This window comes from Allobosea sp. LjRoot90 (assembly GCF_964254315.1).
Taxonomy (GTDB): Bacteria; Pseudomonadota; Alphaproteobacteria; order Rhizobiales; family Beijerinckiaceae; genus Allobosea.
The window spans coordinates 99,281-112,650 of the sequence record NZ_CAXUTF020000010.1; the positions used below are offsets into that span (position 1 = coordinate 99,281).

A 13,370-nucleotide genomic window follows, 5' to 3' on the forward strand; every position below is an offset into this window, starting at 1 on the left:
GGAGCGCGAGCTGACGATCCCTGCCGCCACGCGCCGACCGCGCCTGTGTCATACGAGCTCGCACAAACCAAGAGATCGCAGGGAACGACATCATGCCTACATCGAGCAATGACAGCCGCATCGACTATGTCGAGTTCGTCGTCACCGACATCCCGCGCGCCCGCGATTTCTACGAAAAAGCCTTCGGCTGGACGATGACCGATTACGGCCCGGAATACTGCGCCTTCGCCGATGGCCGGCTGGAGGGCGGCTTCACCACGATCGGCACGGTGAGCCCCGGCGGGCCATTGGTCATTCTCTATGCCGACGATCTCGGAGCCATGCAGAAGAGCATCGAGGCGGCAGGCGGCCGGATCGTCAAGCCCATCTTCGACTTCCCCGGCGGCCGACGCTTCCATTTCGTCGATCCCGACGGCTACGAGCTGGCAGTCTGGTCGAAGGTCTGAACGCATCGGAATTTGCCGGCAACGGACCGATTTTTCTGCTAAGGTTGTCTCTGCAAATGTGGAGGCTACCTATGCGTGCCGTCATGCAGTTGCTATCGGCCTATTCCTCATGGCTGTCCCGGGTGCTCCTGGTATCGCCGGAGTTCATCACCAAAGATCGACGGGGCAACATGCCGCCGCCATCCGGCGGCATCGGAGCCTACTGAGCCAGCGCCGGCCGCCCCTCAGGGCGGGCAGCGCAAGAGCCTGCGCTATTTCCCCCAGCGCAAGGCCAACGGGTCGAGTTCGCGCGCGAGCTCGAGCAGGCCTTCGCGCGTCTTCGGATGCAGCGGCGTCAGCGGATGGCGGACGGCGTCCGATTTGATCACCCCGCCCGCCTTCATCACCGCCTTGGCAGAGCGCAGGCCGCATTGCCGGTTCTCGTAGTTGATGATCGGCAGGACGCGGGCATAGAGCGCCGCCGCCTCTCTGCGATCGCCGGCAGCATGGGCGGCGAGGATCGGCTTGATCAGGTCCGGAATCATCGCTGATGTCATCGTGCCGGTGGCGCCGGCGTCGAGATCGGCCATCAGCGTGATCGCCTCCTCGCCGTCGAACGGGCCGACGATGGCGTCGCCGCCCGCCTCGATCAGGGAGCGCAGCTTGCCCGCCGTGCCCGGCACCTCGATCTTGAAGTAGCGGACGAGCGGCACCTCCTTGTTGAGCCTGATCATGAAGGGCACGGTCATGGTCACGCCCGAGAGTGGCGCGTCCTGCAGGATGATCGGGATGCCGCAGGCGTCGGCGACGATCTTGAAGTGCTCGATCATGCCCTGCTCGTCGGCCTTGAGCAGTGCGCCGTGATAGGGCGGCATCATCATCAGCATCTTGGCGCCGGCGTCAGCCGCGGCCTTGGCGCGCTGCGCCGCGATGCGCGTCGAGAAATGCGAGGTGGTGACGCAGACCGGCACCCGGCCCGCAACCTGCTCGATCGAGAGCCGCATGACCTCGTCGCGCTCGGCGTCGGTCAGCAGGAACTGCTCGGAGAAATTGGCGAGGATGCAGATGCCGTCGACACCCTGGTCGACCATCAGGTCCATGACCCGACGATTGCCGTCATGGTCGACGTCGCCATTCTCGTGGAAGATCGTCGGCGCGATCGGGATGATGCCCTTGTAGGGTTCGGTCATGGCAAGGCCTCGGTTGTTCGTGGCTGGAAGAGAGTGGGAGCTACTGCGCCTGCGGATCGCCGGCCTCGGCGAGCTCGCGCTGGTAGATGGCGAGGTCCTCGGGCGAGAAGCAGCAGAGAGTGATCGCGTCGAAAGCGGCCCCGTTCTTCAGGGTGGCAGCGACCGTCGCCACGGCGATCTTCGCCGCAGCCGCGATCGGGTAGCCATAGACACCGGTGCTGATGCTCGGGAAAGCGATACTGCGAACGCCCGCTCCAGCCGCGACCGCCAGGGAGCGGCGATAGCAGGACGCCAGCAGTTCCGCCTCGCTCTGCCCGCCGCCCTGCCAGACCGGCCCGACCGTGTGGATGACGAAGCGCGCCGGAAGGCGATAGCCCTGGGTCAGCTTGGCGTCGCCGGTCTGGCAGCCGCCGAGCTTGCGGCATTCCTGCAGGAGCTCGGGACCCGCGGCGCGATGGATCGCGCCGTCGACGGCGCCCCCGCCCAGGAGCGAGTTGTTGGCCGCATTGACGATGGCATCGACCGCCAGCGTCGTGATGTCGGCCTGGATGGCCTGAAGTCTGCCGGCAGTGGTCATGGCTGGCTGTCCTTCTGCTGGTGTCGGATCGCTCCGCCATGCCGACGATACGAGCGCAGCGGCGATTGATGGCCATCGGCCTTGCTTCGCATGACCCACTAGTCGGCGACACCGATCACGAAGGCTAGCCCTGCCGTCACGCGCGCCATCTCGGCGACACTCAAACGTCCGATGGAGCCGGATATTCGGCTGCGCATAAGCGTGACCGGCTTGTCGATCATCACCTGCGAGCGCTCGCGCAAGCCATTGTCCGCCGATGGCTCGATCGTGACGCGAAGGTCCGAAGCATCGACCAAGGTCGACGTCATCTGACAGACCACCACGGAAGGATGCGCGGCCGGGATTGCATCCGTCTGGATCACGACCGCCGGACGCGGCTTGCCGTAATCGCCGGCAGCCGCAACGATCACGACATCGCCGCGGCTCAGACTCAATCGTCGCTCGCCGTGTTATCGAACTCGGATACAGATTCGATCCAGCGCAGGGCCTCTTCCTCCACGGAAGGGTCGAGCCTCGCGACCTGTCGAGCGATCCGCGCGCGGACCGTTGGCGACCGCGCGTCCGAAACAAGCAGACGCACCTCGCGCAAGCCTCGTTCTCGTCGTCTACGACGCATGTCGCGCATCCGCTCTGCGACCGCTGCCACGGCGATACCTCCGGTGACGATCCGAAAGCGTAACGCGTTACGAGCTTGACGGCAAGATCGCCAGCCATGCCGCCGCCGTCACGCCTTCGCCGCGCGCGCGGTCACGAGCTTGCGGATGCCGCGCCGGGTCGAGCCGATCAGCGGGAAGAGCAGCAGCGCGAGGCCGATCGCCATGAGGCTCGCCACCAGCGGGTTCGACCAGAAGATCGAGAGCGAGCCCTGGCTGAAGATCATCGACTGGCGGAAGGCGTCCTCGGCCTTGTCGCCGATGACCATGGCCAGCACCAGCGGTGCGATCGGGTAGTCGAGCTTCTTGAAGAGATAGCCGACGATGCCGAAGGCGAGCGCCAGCCAGATGTCGAACTGCTTGTTGCCGACGGTATAGGCGCCGATGAAGCAGACCACGACGATCACCGGACCGATGATCGAGAACGGGATGCGCAGGATCGAGGCGAAGAGCGGCACGGTCGCGAGCACGACGATGACGGCGACGACATTGCCGAGATACATCGATGCGATCAGGCCCCAGACGAAATCGGGCCGCTCGACGAACAGCATCGGGCCGGGGTTGAGCCCCCAGATCATCAGTCCGCCCATCATCACGGCGGCGGTGGCGGAGCCCGGAATGCCGAGTGCAAGCATCGGCAGCATGGCGGCGGAGCCGGCGGCGTGGTCGGCGGTCTCGGGCGAGATCACGCCTTCCGGCTCGCCCTTGCCGAACTTCTCCGGATTGCGCGAGGAGCGCTTGGCCATGGCGTAGCTCATGAAGGAAGCGGCCGTCGGCCCACCCGGCGTGATGCCCATCCAGATGCCGATGATGCTGGAGCGCAGCAAAGCGAGCCAGTAGCGCGGCAGCTTCAGCGCGGTGGCGAGCACGTCGCGCGGACGGACCTTCGCCTTCACCCCGTCGAAGCGCAGCCCCTCCTCCATCGTCTGCAGGAGTTCGCCGAGGCCGAACAGGCCGATCACCGCGATCAGGAAGCTGACGCCGGCGAGCAGCACGTCGAACTCATAGGTCAGGCGGACATTGCCCGAGACAGAATCCATGCCGATCGTAGCGAAGGCGAAACCCATCGCCATCGAGACGATCGTCTTCAGCGGCGAGGCGCCGCCGAGCCCGACGAAGCTGGCGAAGGTCATGAAATAGACCGCGAAGTACTCCGGCGAGGAGAATTTCAGCGCAAAGCGCGCAACCCAGCCCGAGAGCAGCGTGATCAGGATGACGCCGGCCATAGCGCCGATGCCGGCCGAGAGGAAGGCGAAGGAAAGCGCTTCCGTCGCCCTGCCCTGCTTGGCCATCGGATGGCCGTCGAAGGTGGTGGCGACCGAGGAGGGCTCGCCCGGGATGTTGAACAGGATCGAGGTGGTCGAGCCGCCGAACAGCGCGCCCCAATAGAGCGAGGTCAAAAGGATGATCGCCGAGACCGGGTCCATGCTGAAAGTCAACGGCAGCATCAGCGAGACGCCGTTCGGAGCGCCCAGGCCCGGCAGCACGCCGACCAGGATACCGAGCAGCACGCCAGCGAACATCAGCGCGATGTGATGGGCCGTCAGCGCGACCTCGAAGCCGTGGAGAAGCGAAGCGAAGTTTTCCATGGAGGGCTCCGGCTCGCTGGTCTAGATCACGATGATTTTGGATCGGATCGATCCAAAATCATAAAACGTGATCGATTCTAAGAGTTTAGAGCAGGATCTCTGCGAAAAACCGGTTCCCACTTTTTCGCATCCTGCTCTAGAGGCCGAGCATCGCTTCGACCGGCCCCTTGAGCAGGCCGACCTGGGCGAATTTCTCGAGGCCTAGATAGAAGAAGGCAGCAGTGCCTACCGCCGTCACCAGCGACGGCAGCCAGCCATAGCGGCCCTGGAAGCGCATCGCGAAGACAAGGTAGAGCAGCATCGCGACATACATGCCGAGCGTCACGCTGAGCACGACGAAGGCGAGCATCGGCACGAAGAAGGAGAGGACGCGCTTGCCCTGCTCCTTGTCGAGGATGATGCCGGCGAGCGCGGCTGAACCGCCCATCCGCCGGCCGATCGTGGTTGCGATCGTGCCGAGGCTGGCGAGCGCGATCAGCAGGCCGCAATAGAACGGGAAAGCGCCGGGCTGCGGGCCAGAGGAATCCCAGCCAAGGCCGAATTCGCGGGCGCCGTTGACGATCACGAGGCCGAAGGCGAGCGTCGCCAGCGCTGTCGCGATCTCGGCCTGGAAACGGCTGATCATCGGCGCCTCCCGAATGCTAACGGTGTTCCGAACGATCATCCCGGGTCGAGCTGCGCCCGCCCGGGATGATCCATGCGTGAAGTGCCGAGGTCAGTTTATGACCCAGCCTTCGTTCTTGAAGACCTTGGCGTTGGCCGCCTCGTCCTTGGCGACGAAGTCGGTGAGTTCCTTGCCCTTCATGAAGCGGGCGGTCTGCGCGGTGCGGGCGATGAACTCGGCCCATTCCGGCGTCTTGCTGACCTTCTCCATCACGTCGGCATAGAAGGCGACGGCGTCGGCGGGAACCTCGGCCGGCAGCCAGACGGTGCGCGGCATCTGGAAGGCTTCGAGCGGCAGGCCCGCTTCCTTGCAGGTCGGGATGTCGCCCCAGCCCTTGCCGTCATGGATCGGATCGCTCTTGGCGAGGCGCACCGGCGAGAAGACGCAGAGCGGCTTCACCTGGCCGGCCTTCCACTGGCCGATGTTCTCGTTCGGGTTGTTGGTGTTGGAGTCGACATGGCCGCCGGCGAGCTGGGTCGCGGCCGCGCCACCGCCCTGGAAGGGCACGTAGATCCACTTGGCGCCGGTCGCCTCCTGGATCATCGCGGTCAGCGTCTGATCGGTGTCCTTCGACTGGCTGCCGGCCATCTTGAAGCTGCCGGGCTTGGCCTTGGCCGCCTCGATATAGGCCTTGGCGTCGTTGAAGGGCGCGTCGCCCTTCACCCAGATCAGGAACTCGTCGAGCGCTAGCGCCGAGACCGGCGTCAGGTCCGACAACTTGTAGCCGAGCTTGGCGACATAGGGCAGCAGGTAGGCGTTGTTGGTGCCGAAGACGACCTTGTGGGGATCGCCCTTGGCACCCTTGCCATAGATGTAGCCCTCGGCGCCGCTGCCGCCGCCCTTGTTGAGCACGACGACCGGCTGTTCGATCAGCTTGTGCTTGGCGATGATCGACTGGACGATGCGGGCGAAGTTATCGGTGCCGCCGCCGGGGCCCGAGGTCACGACGAACTCGACCGACTTGGTCGGCTGCCAGGCTGCGGCCGGAACCACCGCGGCAATGACGGAGGCAAGGGCAGCGCCCGCTGCAATACAGAAACGTTTCATGCTGTTTCTCCCTGGATAATCGTTGAAATGAGGTGCGGCTCTTCGCGGCCGCTATACCGGGGTATGACTCAGGCGGCCTTGCGCGCCGCCTTGCCCTCGCTCGCCATCTTGATCGCGAGCGAAAGCGCCGCGCGGGTCGCGCCGAGATTGGCGATGCCCTTGCCGGCGATCTCGTAGGCGGTGCCGTGGGCCGGCGTGCAGATCGGGAACGGGAAGCCGCCGATCAGGGTGACGCCGCGGTCGAAGCCCATCAGCTTCATCGCGATCTGGCCCTGGTCGTGATACATGGTCAGCACGGCGTCGAAATCGCCGTTCTTGGCACGCAGGAACACCGTATCCGACGGGAACGGTCCCTCGACCGTATAGCCCTTGGCCTTCGCCGCCTTCACGGCCGGCTCGATCGTCTCGATCTCGTCGCGGCCGAAATTGCCACCGTCGCCGGCATGAGGGTTGATGCCGGCCACCGCGATCCGCGGCGGGTTGAAGCCGGCGGCCCGCAGGTTCCGATCGGCCAGATCGAGGGCGCGCAGGATGCGCTCCTGGGTGATGTTCTGCGCGACCTCGGAAAGCGGAATGTGCGAGGTGACGCGGGCGTTCCAGAGCTTATCGAGCACGTTGAACTCGCTGGCCGGCCCTTCGAACGCAATCGCGTCGCGCACGAAACGAATCTCGTCGTCATAGCCGGGATAGGCGAAGCGCATCGCCGCCTTGTTGAACGGCGTGAAGAACACCGCATCGGCCTTGCCGGACGCAGCAAGACGCAGAGCGCGGCGGAAATTGTCGGTCGCAGCCTTGCCGCCGGCGAGCGTCGCCTTGCCGCGCTGGAGGTCGGCCGGATCATGGTTCTTGAGGTCGACGAAGACCGGCTTGCCGGTATCGGTCGGCAGGGCATCGCCCTCGCCCACGACGTGCAGATCAGGCTTCAGCTCGGCGTCGTCGGCACCGAGCTGGAACAGGCGCAGATCACCGAAGACGATGTAGCGGGCAGCATTGCTCAGATCGGACTCCGCCAGGATGCGGGCGGTGAGTTCGGGGCTGATGCCGGAGGGGTCGCCCATGGCGACCGCGATCACCGGCAAGGAAGCCTGCGCCTTGATATCCATCTCGTCCTCCCGAGGCCGGCCGCAGCCGGTTGCTTGGCTCCGGCCTATCATGGGGGCCGCCGTGAAAGCAAGTATGCTGTATGCAGCATAACTTAACTGCACTACTCTGCCGCGAGTCCGGCAATGGCTTCACCTGTCCACAGGCGAGGCCACGCCCAGTACGCAAGGCCGCACCTCGGCCGGGCCGGTCGCGTTGACAGCGCGAAAGCGCCATGCCGTACAGGTACAAGGGAGAGCCGCGATGACGAACGAGGCCCGCATGTCGAGCGACGCGCAGGACGCCTATCCGCGCATCACGCGGCGCACCTTGCACGAAGAGGTGCTCGAGCGGCTGCGCGACATGATCATCGAGGGCAGGCTCGCGCCCGGACAGCGTATCAATGAAGGCGCGGTCGGCGCGCAGCTCGGCGTCTCGCGCACGCCGCTGCGCGAGGCGATCAAGACCCTGGCGAGCGAAGGCCTCGTCGAGATCCAGCCGGCGAAGGGCGCGGTCGTCCGCAAGTTCTCGGCGCACGATCTGCTGCAGATCCTCGAAGTGCTGAAGACGCTGGAACAGCTCGGCGGCCGAATGACCTGTGCCCAGGCGAGCGACGAGACCATCGCCGCGATCAAGGCGCTGCACGACGAGATGATGGAACTCTACCGGGTCCGTAACCGACTCGACTATTTCAAGCTCAACCAGGCGATCCACAGCGCCATCGTCGCCGCTTCAGGCAACGCCGTGCTGGTCGAGATGCACGGCACGCTCCAGGCCCGGATCAAGCGCCTGCGCTTCATCGGCAATGAAGGCCCGGAGAAATGGGCCGGCGCCGTGGCCGAGCACGAGGAGATGATCGAGGCCCTGCTGAAGCGCGACGGCGACGCGCTCGCCGTGATCATCGGCAAGCACATGGACTCGACATTGGTGCGCGTGCGCGACGTGCTGTGAACTAAAGCAGCGGCCGGCGGGCCTCGTCGGCTCAATGCCCGCTGAGGACGAGGGTCTTGATCGGCAGCACCTGTGCCTGGATGCGCAGGAGCAAGGCATGCACCAGTCCGACCGCGTCCACCGCATGCAGGACGATGCGCCGGAAGGTGCCGGTGTCCTTCGCCGCGATCACGTCGTGGTTGCTGGTATAGGCATTGGCGATGCAGCTCGAGCCCGGCGTCACGCCGTCCATCCCGTCCGGGTAGAGCGGCTCGAGATAGGCCAGAAGCGTTCCCGGGCGCACCACCTGCTGCGCGTCGATCAACTGCTCGCCGCTGCGGAGCTGGCCGGCGGCGATGAAGTCCTGCACGCCGGTCACCACCATCGGGATCACCGTCCACGGCTTCGAGACGCACGTGGCCTCGGCGACCATGCCGACCTTGATCACCTGCGCCTCGATCTGGCCGAAGCCGGCCTGCAATCCGACCCGGCCCGCCTCTGCCGGAATAATGGTCCCGGCCGGACGCATGAACGGGTTGACGATATCGCCGGCCCGCAACGTGAATTGCTCGACATGCCCGGTGAAGCCGGCCCGCACCACGGTCTTGCCCAATTCCACCTCGGCCTGCGCCAACGCCGCCTCGGCGCTGGCGCGCTCGGCCGGCAGCAGCGTCACGATCTTCGTCTGGGCGGCCGCCTGCGAGGCGGTCGCAGACGCAACCGCGGCCTCGCGGCCGGCCACGATGTTCTCGAGCCGCTCGATCTCGCGGGTCGCGACGACATTTTCATTGCGCTGCCTCAGCTCGCGCTTGGTCTGCAGTTCGTCGAGCCCCTGCTGCAGCGCGCTCTTCGCCTCCTGAATCTTGCCGTCATAGGCCAGGATATCTGCCTTGGCGACCACCAGCGTCGCATCGACCTCGGCGATCTTGCGCCGCGCAGCCTCGACGGCCGCCTCCTGGCTCTTGCTGTCGAGCGTGAAGATCGGCGCACCCTTTTCGACCTTGGCGCTGTAACCGACATGGACCTGCGCGACGCGGCCATTGATCTCCGGCACGATCGGCACGCTCCGGAAGAACACCGTGGCACTGCTCGTCGAAGGATGGTTGTAGAAGATCACCGTGATCAGGCCGACCGTCAGCATGACGCAAGTGACGATGCCCCAGCGCAATTCGAACCAGACCGAATAGAGCGTGATCTCCTTGCCCAGCCGTTTGCCCTGGCCGTAGCGGCGGTAGAGATAGTCCGGGACGAGGGTGAAGAGCGCGCAGACGAGAAGCTCAAGCATCGCCTACCTCCTCAATGCTGGCCGGTCGGCGCGGCCGCGGCCGATACCTGCACCGGCTTGTCGTCGGGCGGAGCGGTTCCATGCTCCACGTCCGAAGCGGCCTCCCCGCCATGACCGGGCGCGATGCCCGCGATCTTCTCGAGCGCGCCCGCCATCCGGCCGAACATCCCGGGAATATCGGGGATGTCGATCAAGGCGAGGAACAGGCCGATCACCCAGAAGAGATGCACATGGGTGAACAGTGCGAGCAGACCGAGCACGGCAACGATCTCGAACTGCAACTTGTGGGTCTTGTGTGCGATGCGTTCCGGCAAGGTGTGCAGGCGCAGGAAGAGCAGGCCGATGCCGAGTACGGCGCCGACCAGGATGACCGCCGCGGCGACCATCAGATAATCCGTCCCGCCCGGACTGGTGATGAACGCCGGCAGGTGATGCGGCGCCGCGGGATGAAGTTGTTCCGCCATGCCATCCCCCCGGATCGATCGACGACCTAACGGGAGGTGACTGGCAAATCATGCGGGAGTCAACTCGGTCCAACCGGGCTGGCACCACCCCGTCTTGACAGGCAAGCGCCCCTCGCTTCCGCTGCCGGCAAGAAACGGACAGAGGGGAAACGCCGGCCATGCTGACGCTGCGCCAGATCGAGGTGATCCGGGCGATCATGATCACCGGCACGATCGCCGGCGCGGCCAAGCTGCTCAACGTCTCGGCGCCGGGCATCAGCCGGCTGATGAAGCACACCGAGCGGACGCTCCGCCTCAAGCTGTTCGACCGCCGGCACGGCCGATATCTGCCGACCCCCGAAGCCAAGGACATCTTCGAGCAGATCAACGGGGTCTACCGCAAGGTCGACGACCTGCACTCGATGCTGGCCAGGATCGAACGCGGCGGCGATGTCGAGTTCAAGCTCGGCTCGGTGCCGAGCATCTGCCATGTCATGGTGCCGCGCGCGATCGAGCGCCTCAGGCGCAAGCATCCCGACCTGCGCATCGACATCAACATCCTGAAGATCGAGGAGGCGCTCGACTACCTCCTGCTCGGCAAGGGCGAGATCGTGGCGATGAGCTACAAGCTCGATCATCCCGGGCTCGATTTCATGCCATTGGCGATGGGTGAGCTGCTCTGCATCGTCCCGCAGAACCACCCGCTCGCCGGGCGCACCAGCATCTCGGCCCGAGAGATCGTCACGCATCAGCTGATCGGGATCGACCCGAACGATCCCTATGGCCGGATCATGAGCGAGATCTTCGAGCGCCAGAAGCTGCGCTACGACATGGCGATCAAGGCACGTTTCGGGACCACGGTCTGCACACTGGTCCGGGCCGGCCTCGGCATCGCCATCATCGACCAGTTCACCGTCGCGCACGGCTCGATGCAGGGGATCGTCACCATCCCGATCGAGGAGCCGACCCATTTCCAGACCTATGTCGCGATGAAGAACGACAAGGCTCTCTCGCTCTACGCCGAAACCTTCGTCCGCCTGCTGCGCGAGGAGATGACCGCCGTCATTTCACCGCGGCTTGCCGCAGAAAGATAACATCAGGTTAGGCAGCAGCGACGAATTGGTTATCGCGTTACGGCTTCAAATCGGTTTAGCTGCGGGCTATTGCGCAAGCCCGCCCAGACGAGCGCGCCAAAGGGAATGGAATGTCGACCATCGTCACCGCCAAGAAGAGCAAACGCGTCCTGCTCGGGCTGCTCGGCTCGCCGATCGCGCATTCGGCGACACCAGCGGCGCAGGAAGCGGCGGCGCGCGCCGCCGGGATCGAGGCGCATTACCATCTGATCGAGGTCGCCGGCGCCGGACGCGACGATCTCGTCGCGATGCTCGACGGCATCCGCCGGCTCGGCTTCTCCGGCATCAACGTCACCTACCCCTACAAGGAAGCGGTGCTGCCACTGCTCGACGGACTGTCCGAGCAAGCCGCCGCGATGGGTGCGGTCAACACCGTCGTCGTCGATGGCGGAAAGCTGACCGGCCACAACACCGACGCCACCGGCTTCGCCACCGCCTATCGCCGGCTCGGCCGGCAGGATGGCGACAAGCCGGTCGCGATCATCGGCGCGGGCGGCGTCGGCAAGGCGATCGCCTTCGCGCTCGCCGGCAGCGGCGTCAGCCGCCTCAGGCTCTACGACACCGATCACAGCAAGGCCGAAGCACTCGCAGCGGCCCTGGGCGCGCGCGCCGAGACCGTGATCTCGAGCAGCGCCGAGGCTGCAGCCGAGGGCGCCGCCGGCATCGTCAACGGCACGCCGATCGGCATGCTGCCGGACCGTGGCATTCCGATCGAGGCAAGTGCGATCCAGGCGTCGCAATGGGTCGGGGACGCGGTCTATCACCCACTCTTTACTCCGCTGCTGAAAGCGGCGCAAAAGGCCGGCGCGACCGTGATGACCGGGCGCGAGCTCGCGGTCCACCAGGGCGTTGACGCCTTCCGGCTGTTCACCGGGCTGGAGGTTTCGGAGGCCGTGATCGGCGCCGCTTTCGACGCCGTGATCGCGGCACGGGAAGGCGCCGAGCGCGCCGCCTGAGCAAGACGACCCGGCATCACCGGGCGGGGATCAAAAGACGTAAAGACGAGTGGAGGAAACGAAAATGAAAAAGCATTGGATCATCGCCGCCGCGCTCGGCGCGGCCGTCAGCCTGCCCGCGCTGGCGCAGGACAAGGTCAAGCTGGTCGACGTCGTCGAGCTCTCGGGCGCAGGCGCGACCGCCGGCACCAACTGGAAGAACGGCATCGACCTCGCCGTCGCCGACATCAACGCCAAGGGCGGCATCCTCGGCAAGCAGATCGAGATCGTCCACTACGACACCCAGACCAATCCGGGGAACACCCGCGCCGCCGTACAGCGCGCGATCGACGAGGGCACCTATGCCGTGCTCGGTCCGGTCTTCTCCGGCCCGATCGGCGCCTCCATGCAGATCGCCCAACGCGCCGAAATCGCCCAGCTCGTCGGCGGCGAGGCGGCCGGCCTGACGAAGCAGGGCAACCAGTACCTGTTCCGGACTTCGCTCAGCCAGAGCGCAGCGATGCCGAAGATCGCCAAATATCTGAAGGACACGGTCAAGGCCGGCTCGGTCGCGGTCGTCTGGGTCAACAACGACTTCGGCAAGGGCGGCCGCGACGCGATCATCCCCGAGCTGGAGAAGGCCGGCATCAAGCTCGCCGTCGACGTCTCGACCGAACAGGGCCAGGCCGACTTCGCCGCCGACGCGATCAAGGTCAAGAACGCCAATGCCGACGCGATCTTCGTCTACCTGAACGAGGAGGAGAGCGCTCGCTTCCTGCGCGCCGCCAAGCAGCAGGGCATCACCAAGCCGATGGTCGGCGAGACCACCCTGCTCGGCTCGAAGGTGATCGAGCTCGCCGGCGATGCGGCTAATGGCGTCAAGGGCCATGTCGGCCTCTCGATCGACGCGCCGATCCCGGCCTTCCAGGAGTTCGGCAAGAAGTTCCAGGCCAAGTACAACTACGCCTCCGACCATAACGGCCTGAAGGGCTACATGGCCGTCTACATGGTGAAGTGGGCGACCGAGAAGCAGAAGAAATTCGACAAGAAGGGCGTCGCCGACACGCTGCGCGGCGCGACGATCAAGACCTCGGAAGAGCCCGGCATCCTGATCGAGACCACCGTCGAGAAGAACGGCGACCTCGACCGCGAGAGCTTCCTCGCCGAGGTCAAGGACGGCAAGCAGGTGATCACGGCGACGCTGCCGAAGATCAACCCGTAAGACCGACGAGCCGCGACAGGTCCTCTCCCCCCTTGTGGGGGAGAGCTAGAGAGGGGGGTTAGTCAGCCGTGAGGCTGATCATGAGCAGGCAAGCAACGCCGCTCACCCAGTCACCCCCCTCCCAACCCTCCCCCACAAGGGGGGAGGGCTCCCGCGCACGATCTCTACGCGCGGGCCTTTTAAGAACCGCGCCAATC

16 protein-coding genes are annotated in these 13,370 nt (G+C 65.5%); 6 read left to right on the plus strand and 10 right to left on the minus strand.

The annotated features are described in order from the left end of the window. Positions 1 to 92: 92 nt before the first annotated feature. The gene (locus ACSQ3M_RS26180; RefSeq protein ID WP_436153010.1) at positions 93 to 446 is read left to right on the plus strand and encodes a VOC family protein; all 354 of its coding nucleotides are present in this window, start codon (positions 93 to 95) and stop codon (positions 444 to 446) included. 71 nt (positions 447 to 517) lie between these two features. Then, positions 518 to 652 (plus strand): hypothetical protein, encoded by a 135-nt coding sequence (locus ACSQ3M_RS26185; protein ID WP_436153011.1) that lies wholly within the window; start codon positions 518 to 520, stop codon positions 650 to 652. 45 nt (positions 653 to 697) lie between these two features. On the opposite strand, the gene ACSQ3M_RS26190 is transcribed toward ACSQ3M_RS26185, so the two are convergent. The 8 genes from ACSQ3M_RS26190 to ACSQ3M_RS26225 all read right to left on the minus strand — a co-directional run bounded on the left by ACSQ3M_RS26190 (position 698) and on the right by ACSQ3M_RS26225 (position 7,248). After that, entirely contained in the window at positions 698 to 1,615 is a 918-nt protein-coding gene (locus tag ACSQ3M_RS26190) for a dihydrodipicolinate synthase family protein (RefSeq protein WP_436153012.1), read from the minus strand. Between the two features lie 40 nt (positions 1,616 to 1,655). Then, positions 1,656 to 2,192 carry an O-acetyl-ADP-ribose deacetylase gene (locus tag ACSQ3M_RS26195; RefSeq protein WP_436153013.1) on the minus strand — a complete coding sequence of 179 codons (537 nt, stop codon included), beginning with the start codon at positions 2,190 to 2,192 and terminating at the stop codon, positions 1,656 to 1,658. Between the two features lie 98 nt (positions 2,193 to 2,290). Next, entirely contained in the window at positions 2,291 to 2,626 is a 336-nt protein-coding gene (locus ACSQ3M_RS26200) for a type II toxin-antitoxin system PemK/MazF family toxin (protein ID WP_436153014.1), read from the minus strand. After that, a complete protein-coding gene (locus ACSQ3M_RS26205) occupies positions 2,623 to 2,817 on the minus strand; it encodes an antitoxin MazE-like protein (protein WP_436153051.1) in 195 nt (64 codons plus the stop codon). The genes ACSQ3M_RS26200 and ACSQ3M_RS26205 overlap by 4 nt, the downstream gene beginning before the upstream one ends. 99 nt (positions 2,818 to 2,916) lie before the next feature. After that, a complete protein-coding gene (locus ACSQ3M_RS26210) occupies positions 2,917 to 4,434 on the minus strand; it encodes a tripartite tricarboxylate transporter permease (RefSeq protein ID WP_436153015.1) in 1,518 nt (505 codons plus the stop codon). Positions 4,435 to 4,570: 136 nt separating this feature from the next. Continuing rightward, a complete protein-coding gene (locus ACSQ3M_RS26215; protein ID WP_436153016.1) occupies positions 4,571 to 5,059 on the minus strand; it encodes a tripartite tricarboxylate transporter TctB family protein in 489 nt (162 codons plus the stop codon). 90 nt (positions 5,060 to 5,149) lie between these two features. Beyond that, the gene (locus tag ACSQ3M_RS26220) at positions 5,150 to 6,145 is read right to left on the minus strand and encodes a Bug family tripartite tricarboxylate transporter substrate binding protein (protein ID WP_436153017.1); all 996 of its coding nucleotides are present in this window, start codon (positions 6,143 to 6,145) and stop codon (positions 5,150 to 5,152) included. 68 nt (positions 6,146 to 6,213) lie between these two features. Continuing rightward, positions 6,214 to 7,248, minus strand: coding sequence for a 4-hydroxythreonine-4-phosphate dehydrogenase PdxA (locus tag ACSQ3M_RS26225; protein ID WP_436153018.1), 1,035 nt, complete (start codon positions 7,246 to 7,248; stop codon positions 6,214 to 6,216). 241 nt (positions 7,249 to 7,489) lie between these two features. Here ACSQ3M_RS26225 and ACSQ3M_RS26230 point away from each other — a divergent pair, with 241 nt between their 5' ends. Continuing rightward, positions 7,490 to 8,176 carry a GntR family transcriptional regulator gene (locus ACSQ3M_RS26230; protein WP_436153019.1) on the plus strand — a complete coding sequence of 229 codons (687 nt, stop codon included), beginning with the start codon at positions 7,490 to 7,492 and terminating at the stop codon, positions 8,174 to 8,176. 31 nt (positions 8,177 to 8,207) lie between these two features. Here the strand turns inward: ACSQ3M_RS26230 and ACSQ3M_RS26235 are convergent, their stop codons facing one another. Together ACSQ3M_RS26235 and ACSQ3M_RS26240 are read right to left on the minus strand one after the other, a co-directional pair. After that, the gene (locus ACSQ3M_RS26235; protein ID WP_436153020.1) at positions 8,208 to 9,440 is read right to left on the minus strand and encodes an HlyD family secretion protein; all 1,233 of its coding nucleotides are present in this window, start codon (positions 9,438 to 9,440) and stop codon (positions 8,208 to 8,210) included. Between the two features lie 11 nt (positions 9,441 to 9,451). After that, on the minus strand, positions 9,452 to 9,904 hold the full coding sequence (locus ACSQ3M_RS26240) for a hypothetical protein (RefSeq protein ID WP_436153021.1): 453 nt from the start codon (positions 9,902 to 9,904) through the stop codon (positions 9,452 to 9,454). A gap of 158 nt (positions 9,905 to 10,062) precedes the next feature. Between ACSQ3M_RS26240 and ACSQ3M_RS26245 the strand changes: the two genes are divergently transcribed. The 3 genes from ACSQ3M_RS26245 (at position 10,063) to ACSQ3M_RS26255 (ending at position 13,173) form a co-directional block, all read left to right on the plus strand. After that, on the plus strand, positions 10,063 to 10,977 hold the full coding sequence (locus tag ACSQ3M_RS26245) for a LysR family transcriptional regulator (protein ID WP_436153022.1): 915 nt from the start codon (positions 10,063 to 10,065) through the stop codon (positions 10,975 to 10,977). A gap of 110 nt (positions 10,978 to 11,087) precedes the next feature. Beyond that, positions 11,088 to 11,972 (plus strand): shikimate dehydrogenase, encoded by an 885-nt coding sequence (locus ACSQ3M_RS26250; protein ID WP_436153023.1) that lies wholly within the window; start codon positions 11,088 to 11,090, stop codon positions 11,970 to 11,972. Positions 11,973 to 12,036: 64 nt separating this feature from the next. Continuing rightward, positions 12,037 to 13,173 (plus strand): ABC transporter substrate-binding protein, encoded by a 1,137-nt coding sequence (locus ACSQ3M_RS26255; protein WP_436153024.1) that lies wholly within the window; start codon positions 12,037 to 12,039, stop codon positions 13,171 to 13,173. Positions 13,174 to 13,370: the final 197 nt, after the last annotated feature.

Excerpts from the sequence above, each read along its gene's own strand:
- ACSQ3M_RS26180 (WP_436153010.1), top strand. The coding sequence starts at position 93 with ATGCCTACATCGAGCAATGACAGCCGCATCGACTATGTCGAGTTCGTC.
- ACSQ3M_RS26185 (WP_436153011.1), top strand. The coding sequence starts at position 518 with ATGCGTGCCGTCATGCAGTTGCTATCGGCCTATTCCTCATGGCTGTCC.
- ACSQ3M_RS26190 (WP_436153012.1), bottom strand. The coding sequence starts at position 1,615 with ATGACCGAACCCTACAAGGGCATCATCCCGATCGCGCCGACGATCTTC.
- ACSQ3M_RS26195 (WP_436153013.1), bottom strand. The coding sequence starts at position 2,192 with ATGACCACTGCCGGCAGACTTCAGGCCATCCAGGCCGACATCACGACG.
- ACSQ3M_RS26205 (WP_436153051.1), bottom strand. The coding sequence starts at position 2,817 with ATGCGCGACATGCGTCGTAGACGACGAGAACGAGGCTTGCGCGAGGTG.
- ACSQ3M_RS26210 (WP_436153015.1), bottom strand. The coding sequence starts at position 4,434 with ATGGAAAACTTCGCTTCGCTTCTCCACGGCTTCGAGGTCGCGCTGACG.
- ACSQ3M_RS26215 (WP_436153016.1), bottom strand. The coding sequence starts at position 5,059 with ATGATCAGCCGTTTCCAGGCCGAGATCGCGACAGCGCTGGCGACGCTC.
- ACSQ3M_RS26220 (WP_436153017.1), bottom strand. The coding sequence starts at position 6,145 with ATGAAACGTTTCTGTATTGCAGCGGGCGCTGCCCTTGCCTCCGTCATT.
- ACSQ3M_RS26225 (WP_436153018.1), bottom strand. The coding sequence starts at position 7,248 with ATGGATATCAAGGCGCAGGCTTCCTTGCCGGTGATCGCGGTCGCCATG.
- ACSQ3M_RS26230 (WP_436153019.1), top strand. The coding sequence starts at position 7,490 with ATGACGAACGAGGCCCGCATGTCGAGCGACGCGCAGGACGCCTATCCG.
- ACSQ3M_RS26235 (WP_436153020.1), bottom strand. The coding sequence starts at position 9,440 with ATGCTTGAGCTTCTCGTCTGCGCGCTCTTCACCCTCGTCCCGGACTAT.
- ACSQ3M_RS26240 (WP_436153021.1), bottom strand. The coding sequence starts at position 9,904 with ATGGCGGAACAACTTCATCCCGCGGCGCCGCATCACCTGCCGGCGTTC.
- ACSQ3M_RS26245 (WP_436153022.1), top strand. The coding sequence starts at position 10,063 with ATGCTGACGCTGCGCCAGATCGAGGTGATCCGGGCGATCATGATCACC.
- ACSQ3M_RS26250 (WP_436153023.1), top strand. The coding sequence starts at position 11,088 with ATGTCGACCATCGTCACCGCCAAGAAGAGCAAACGCGTCCTGCTCGGG.
- ACSQ3M_RS26255 (WP_436153024.1), top strand. The coding sequence starts at position 12,037 with ATGAAAAAGCATTGGATCATCGCCGCCGCGCTCGGCGCGGCCGTCAGC.